This window comes from Erwinia typographi, assembly GCF_000773975.1.
Classification (GTDB): Bacteria; Pseudomonadota; Gammaproteobacteria; order Enterobacterales; family Enterobacteriaceae; genus Erwinia; species Erwinia typographi.
Window position 1 is genome coordinate 1 of the sequence record NZ_JRUQ01000002.1, and the last position, 6,077, is coordinate 6,077.

A 6,077-nucleotide genomic window follows, 5' to 3' on the forward strand; every position below is an offset into this window, starting at 1 on the left:
CCTCTGGGGCGCTACGTTCTTTTACCGTTACGGACCACGCCTTCAGTAGCTGAACAGGAGGGACAACTGATGGAAATAGGAGCCACTGAAGCACCTTAAAGCACCATCATACACTAAATCAGTAAGTTGGTAGCATTACCCGCTAAGCCTATCTCGTTTTCTGAGGATTCCACAGCTTAATAGGGTGAGGGGTATTTTTCAACCGACGTTGACATTAAAATAACGCAAGCAAGAATTACATTCAATATAACCCCACAAAAAAACAAATCATTTATTGATTCAATTTTACCTGCAACTAATATTTCATTCTTTATGAAGCTCAGTGAATTATAATAAGAAAGTCCTTTTGATATCATTATGCTATTTTCACTGCGAAATAACTCGGAGTAATAATTGACAGAGTCAGAGAGCCTTGATGTATGTAAAAATAATCTTGAGTTCCATATCCGGTATGTAATGGATGTCCCTATAGCACTACAGATGGTTTTACAAAAGCAATTAAGTGTAAGTGCGGAACCTATCCTTTTCCTTTTTACATAAGATATAGTAATATCTGTTATCGGGATAAAAAAAAGCGTTGACGCCACCCCAATAAAAAACTGAGAAATGCACACGGATTCGAAGGAAGTATTTGTCTGAAACATTGAAGTCCGCCAATGCAAACAGACTGCGTACAAAACAAAACCAGTAAAAACAAGGTGCTTGGGGTTTACTATAGACATTATCTTCTTTATTTTAGATGAGATTAGAAGTGGCGGAATTCCAGCTGATGCACAGGCCAGACCGGCAGAAAGAAGATCATAACCATGAACCTCTATCAAAAAAATTGGTAGCACAGTGCTTAAGTTAATTAAATAAGAGCAGGATAAACACACCGTGCCTATTAAGTAATTTTTATTCAAAAAAAGAGACACATCGAACATGGGGTTTTCTCCATAAATTTGTGATATAAAAAATAAAAATAAAAATAATATACACAAGAAAACCAAGTAAAAGTCCAATGGGTTGTCGAAAGAAAACGAATTATCGTGAGATATAATCACCTGCCACAGGATCATAAATATTGATACTGAAAAATAACCAAGTATATCGAAACAATCACTAGATGCAGTATCGTCTTTTGAGGAAGAAAAGAAATCTTTGAAAAGAAGGTTAAGGCAGATAAGTCCAACTGGCGCATTAATAAAGAACAGCCATCGCCACGAGAGATATTTACATATCACGCCACCAATTACCGGTCCTACAGCCGGAGCTATAACAACAATTGAAGACCACAGAGAAACACCAGAAGTTCTATCTTTTTTTCTGTAAGTAGAAAGTAAGATAGAAAGCGACAGTGGTATTATCGGCCCTGAACTCACGCCCTGAATAACACGAAAAAAAAGAAGAGGAAACATACCCAATGATAATCCACAAAAAATGGAAGACAATACAAACAAAAGGAAAGAAAAAATATAGGTCTTTTTCTCCCCCAGCGTAGATGATAATAATTTCATCAATGGTATTGATAGTGCATTCGATAACCCGAATACAGATGAAATCAAACCACCTTCAAACATTGACATACCTAAACTTCCAGATATCACAGATGTTGACACATTTGTTATAGTTGAATCCATAACAACAACAAAGGCAGAAATGGAAAGTGCAACTCTTGTGATGAAATGTTTTTTAATTTTCATAGGGTAATAATATTTCACAATGTGATTAACAAGGATTTTATGTATTTATTATTGAGGGTAATAAATTTCATAAAGTAATATTGGGTTTTATTTTTCTAATGCAAAGGGCATCCTCAAAGGATGAAGAATGCTCATGAAAACTTAGGGCATGTTTTTGTTGCAGAACAGAAAATGTCACGAAACTTGATATCCTGAAATGAGTGGAATTCCTTCCGGTTGCGGGATTCTGGCACAGGCTCCATAAATCAGACTAAAACAGAAAGCTATTAAAACATTTTGGTAATGCCTTCAATCCCCCAGGGATGCATGTTGTAAAAAAAACGGCAAGGACGTCACCCGATGACCCAGTCGTGAGGGTCAGACTAAAAGCACTGTGTAGTGGTTGAATAATCAGGACACTAAACTTACATCCAGAGTAGAGGTGTTTAGTGAACCAGAAACGAAGATTTACCTATTAGACGACAATAATTCAGCCCGCCGAGTTGCCTAACCAGTTAATGTTACTTTCTTGATGGTTGGGAGATTGAATCGCATCTTTTGAAAGCACATAACCATGAATATCATGCATGGGCTATCCCATTATGGTGCAGATATGTGTGAGTTTATGTATGAAAATGCTGTCTTTGCCGTTTTTTTAAACTGAAATCCATTTTTCAGGCGCACTGCTCCAGAACCGGCATCCGCAGCCATCGTTTTTTCTCCATTCCATGCAGCCTTACTGACAGCAATTCCGTTGCATGCGTGCCGGCCTGAGCGCCGGTAAAACTGTAGTGGTCAACTAATTTTGGCCACACGACCTGACTGTTCGTGGAACAGTCGCTCTGATTCATTTGGCGTTAAGCCGCCGTTATACCAGTGGGGCCTGAGAATGCTGTAGTACCCCGTGATATAACGGATTATAGATGCTCTCGCTTCCCCGAAGTTCTCATAGCCCGTCGCCGGTACCCATTCGCTCTTCAGACTACGGAAGAACCGTTCACGTATAGGAAATTCAAACCATCCGTCCCCCTGAGCCGGGTGCTGAAATTTTCATCAACGCGGAATGCCGGGGCGGGCAAACGCTCTGCGCTCAGGATGGGTGGTGTTTTTTTATATTGATACTGACTGTTTTACATCCGACAACCGTGCAACAGACAGATCTGCCCTGCGTCAGCCCGGCACGTACCGCATCAGGCTGATTTCCCGCGCATGCACTTTAAGGGCCTGCACATTCAGACCCGCGATCGCCCGACGGTAAGACAGGTGCCCACCGCACAGGATGCATTCAAACGGATCACGACGCAGGAGCTGCTTACTCAGCTGCGCGTAGCACACCTTCACCACCGGCTCCGGTTTAGCCATACCCAGCGCACTGTAAACCTGCGGCAGTTTTTCCCCGCACACGCGGTTGGCCAGAAAACCAAAATAGCGCACCATCCGGAAGTGCTTCTCCGTGATATGCTGCTTCAGGCGGGCCACCATCTCATGCTGCGTCAGCCTCTCCGTTGCCTGCTGACCCGTGTTGTGGTCGTGATAGCGGAAGCTCAGCGTGGCGCCCCCGGCGTAGTGCGCCAGCCGGGAACCGGCTATCGGGGGCTTTTTCAGATACCGGCCCAGGTATCTTACGGTGTTTTTGCCGCCTGCCGTCTTTTTCGACATGTACACGTGCCAGTAATCGCCACCGGCGGTCAGCACCAGACTGCGCCACTGTGATTCAGTGGTGATGTGCGCCAGCGGGGACGGCAGCGCAATACCCTCTGACCAGACAGCCAGCAGCAGCTGACGGACATTCCACATCCAGCGGGCGCGCAGGACGTCTTTACGGAAGCTGATTTTTCGCCACTTCCCGTGCTTATTAATCCCCCCGCAGGTGACGGAGACGTGGACATGGGGATGCCAGTTAAGGCGGCGGCCGTACGTATGAATGGCGCAGAAGATACCGGTGTCCAGCCCGCGTTTTCCTGCCGCATACAGCAGGTTGTCGACGGCCAGGCGGCAGAGGTCGTTGAGCAGGCAGCGGTTGACTTCAAACAGAGCCCACAGCGTGTCGGGCAGGGTGAAGACCAGATGTTGCCAGTCGCAGTCCGGCAGTCGGTTAAGCTGCGCGGCAATCCACAGGTCAGTGGCTTTTTTACCGCAGGACGGACAGGCCCTGCTGTGGCGGGCGTTGGTGATATACCTGATGTGAGGGCACTGCGCGTTGTCGCAGGCATACTCCTTCACGCCGCTGATGCGGGTGCCACAGGCCAGCATTTTTGTGACGGCTTCGACTTCGATATCACGCAGGCCGCCCGCATCCAGAAAGGAGGCCCAGCACTGGTTGGTGGTGAAGAGCTTTTTGAGCGAACGTGGGGTAAAACCGGACAGCATGGGACGGGTTAATCCACTGTCTGTGGCTGCCGCCCCGGAGCTTCAGTATCACCGCGGTGCTCCAGTATGGCGCGGGCAACCATTGTCGCTGGCGGATCCATGGGCTTCATTAACTTTATCCAGTCCCATTCACGTTGCGAGAGCTTATCAGCGGCAACGGAGATAAGGACGGTATCGATACTCTTACGGGTCATAATGGTGGTGGTCTCTGAGCAAAATATGTCGTCAGATCATACATATTCCACTCAGGGTTTGGCTACGGCATAGCAGGACAATGGCGGGGTTTTCGATTTTCAGCCGTCAGTCTGGCCTGTTCAAAATATATACGCCCTCATCATACAGGCTATCCTTAAAATGCCGTTCCGCAGCTTAGATCTGCGTCACGACCCGTTCGAGCTTCAATTAACCACTTGATCCGATTTATTAAATGAAAATGTAGCCTCATCGCCAATTTGGGATGGGAGTTTAATCTCAATAATGGGGATTTTCTCTGAAAACTCAGAATAAAAGTCCGATTGATCTTTCTGTGAGCTCTGTAATCCGATAGAGCTTCCCGATATATAAAAAAAAGCTTCAATCGGTACATCTATTTTATCTTGATCCCAAGTTTCCAGTCGTAGTTCATTGTTTACTTCAAAAGAAGATTCTTTTAAAAGAATCTGAGATTTAATCATAGCATCAAATGCTTTTGATGTGTTAACTGCGTTTCCTGACGAATATAACACAAAACCACAAGCGATCTCACCCGAGCTCCCATTGTATCTATCATACCATTGACTTGCAGTTTCTATTCCTAGATCTGAGCATGGTTTGCTACCATCCGGATTGGATGAAGATTCTCCACACCCCTTTTCAGAACGAAGTCGTGTCCATCCATCAATAGGGAATCCACATAACACATGAATAGAAGAATCCTTCCCTGTCGGGGTAAAAATCTGGGGATAGAAGATAAAACCTGTAACATAATTACCAGCTAACGCTCCGAAAGATGAATCCGCTCTTAAATAAGAAAATGACACTCCCCCCGAGATAACTGAGCTGGGAGAGGGATTCCATGAATGAAAAGTACGAGAAAGGGATGAATCCGTCCCTCTAATGACCAACCCACTACAAAGAACTCCGGGTGAGTTATCATTTTGATCGCATCGAGTTGGCGTATTGTTGTAATCATACTTTATGTAACATAACGTTTTCTCGCCAGTATCAGTTACATCTGCGCACGCACGCTCTCTTTTTTCAAAATCAACAGAAGTTGATAGTCCCTCACTTCTGACTTCAACTGAATGTGATACGACTAATAGAATAAAAAGTAATCTCACATAACTCATCATATCCACCATGCTTTAGGTCCTCTTCTAATGGGGATCTATTCCAAACGATAAGACCGCAGACAATATACAACATCGCCTTGTGCCCGGTCCCGCTGATGAATATGCTTTTGCAGCAGGGTCAGAGCAGCCATATTGCGATGGCCAGCGATTTCATAATCCGGAATGACCGTAACGTCTACCAGCGGGAAAGCGCTACTGTAGAGTTTACCTGCCAGCACCGGATCGTCAAACTCATCCAGCCATCGAGTGGAGTACGGATACGGGCTGCGCTATACCTGTACAGAACAGCACCGGTATCCCCCCATGTCAGGTTAGTTGTCGCCTCTAAGTGGCTTTGTTGAATAAATCGAACTTTTGCTGAGCTGAAGGATCAGAGTGCGCATCCCCTGACAACGCAGGCAGTTCATGTTCCGGTTCGTCAGGGTCAAGGTACTTGCGGCATTTGGCATGAAGCCAGATATTCATAGGCCGCAGATTAACAATTTCCGCTTCGTCAAATTCAAAATCGGCATTATCAATCAGCCAGTCCTGAATAATTTCCTGGATATCATTATCGTCAAGCTCGATTTTGCGCTCAACAAATCCTTCGTCTTTATAGTATTTGACAGGAAAAACCGTCCGCATTTTCAGCTATCCTCTTTCCGTTGGGGTAAGCCGGAACCGCCGAAAGTTCCGGCTTCTGAAACGCTGCCGGGGTGCCGCTCGCATTTTAATT

Annotated in this window: 5 protein-coding genes and 3 pseudogenes; 1 reads left to right on the top strand and 7 read right to left on the bottom strand. The window is 45.4% G+C overall.

Annotated elements, in window-relative coordinates:
* Nucleotides 1-14: 14 nt before the first annotated feature.
* From NG99_RS27800 to NG99_RS00025, 7 genes and pseudogenes are all read right to left on the bottom strand, one after another.
* Nucleotides 15-86: pseudogene (locus tag NG99_RS27800) on the bottom strand (IS1 family transposase); the annotation flags it as partial.
* A gap of 90 nt (nt 87-176) precedes the next feature.
* Entirely contained in the window at nt 177-1,682 is a 1,506-nt protein-coding gene (locus NG99_RS27805) for a DHA2 family efflux MFS transporter permease subunit (protein ID WP_072017499.1), read from the bottom strand.
* 774 nt (nt 1,683-2,456) lie between these two features.
* Nucleotides 2,457-2,660, bottom strand: a pseudogene (locus NG99_RS29015) (IS3 family transposase); the annotation flags it as partial.
* A gap of 171 nt (nt 2,661-2,831) precedes the next feature.
* Nucleotides 2,832-4,031: an IS91 family transposase gene (locus NG99_RS00010; protein WP_034887093.1), complete on the bottom strand. Its 1,200-nt coding sequence runs from the start codon at nt 4,029-4,031 to the stop codon at nt 2,832-2,834.
* An 8-nt stretch (nt 4,032-4,039) separates the two neighbouring features.
* On the bottom strand, nt 4,040-4,228 hold the full coding sequence (locus tag NG99_RS29620) for a hypothetical protein (protein ID WP_034887096.1): 189 nt from the start codon (nt 4,226-4,228) through the stop codon (nt 4,040-4,042).
* Nucleotides 4,229-4,429: 201 nt separating this feature from the next.
* Nucleotides 4,430-5,371 carry an HvnC protein gene (locus NG99_RS29020; protein WP_157032512.1) on the bottom strand — a complete coding sequence of 314 codons (942 nt, stop codon included), beginning with the start codon at nt 5,369-5,371 and terminating at the stop codon, nt 4,430-4,432.
* Nucleotides 5,372-5,439: 68 nt separating this feature from the next.
* Nucleotides 5,440-5,659: pseudogene (locus NG99_RS00025) on the bottom strand (Rpn family recombination-promoting nuclease/putative transposase); the annotation flags it as partial.
* Nucleotides 5,660-5,809: 150 nt separating this feature from the next.
* On the opposite strand from NG99_RS00025, the gene NG99_RS29790 reads away from it, so the two are divergent.
* On the top strand, nt 5,810-6,077 hold a 268-nt coding region (locus NG99_RS29790; RefSeq protein ID WP_232298133.1), incomplete at its 3' end, for a hypothetical protein.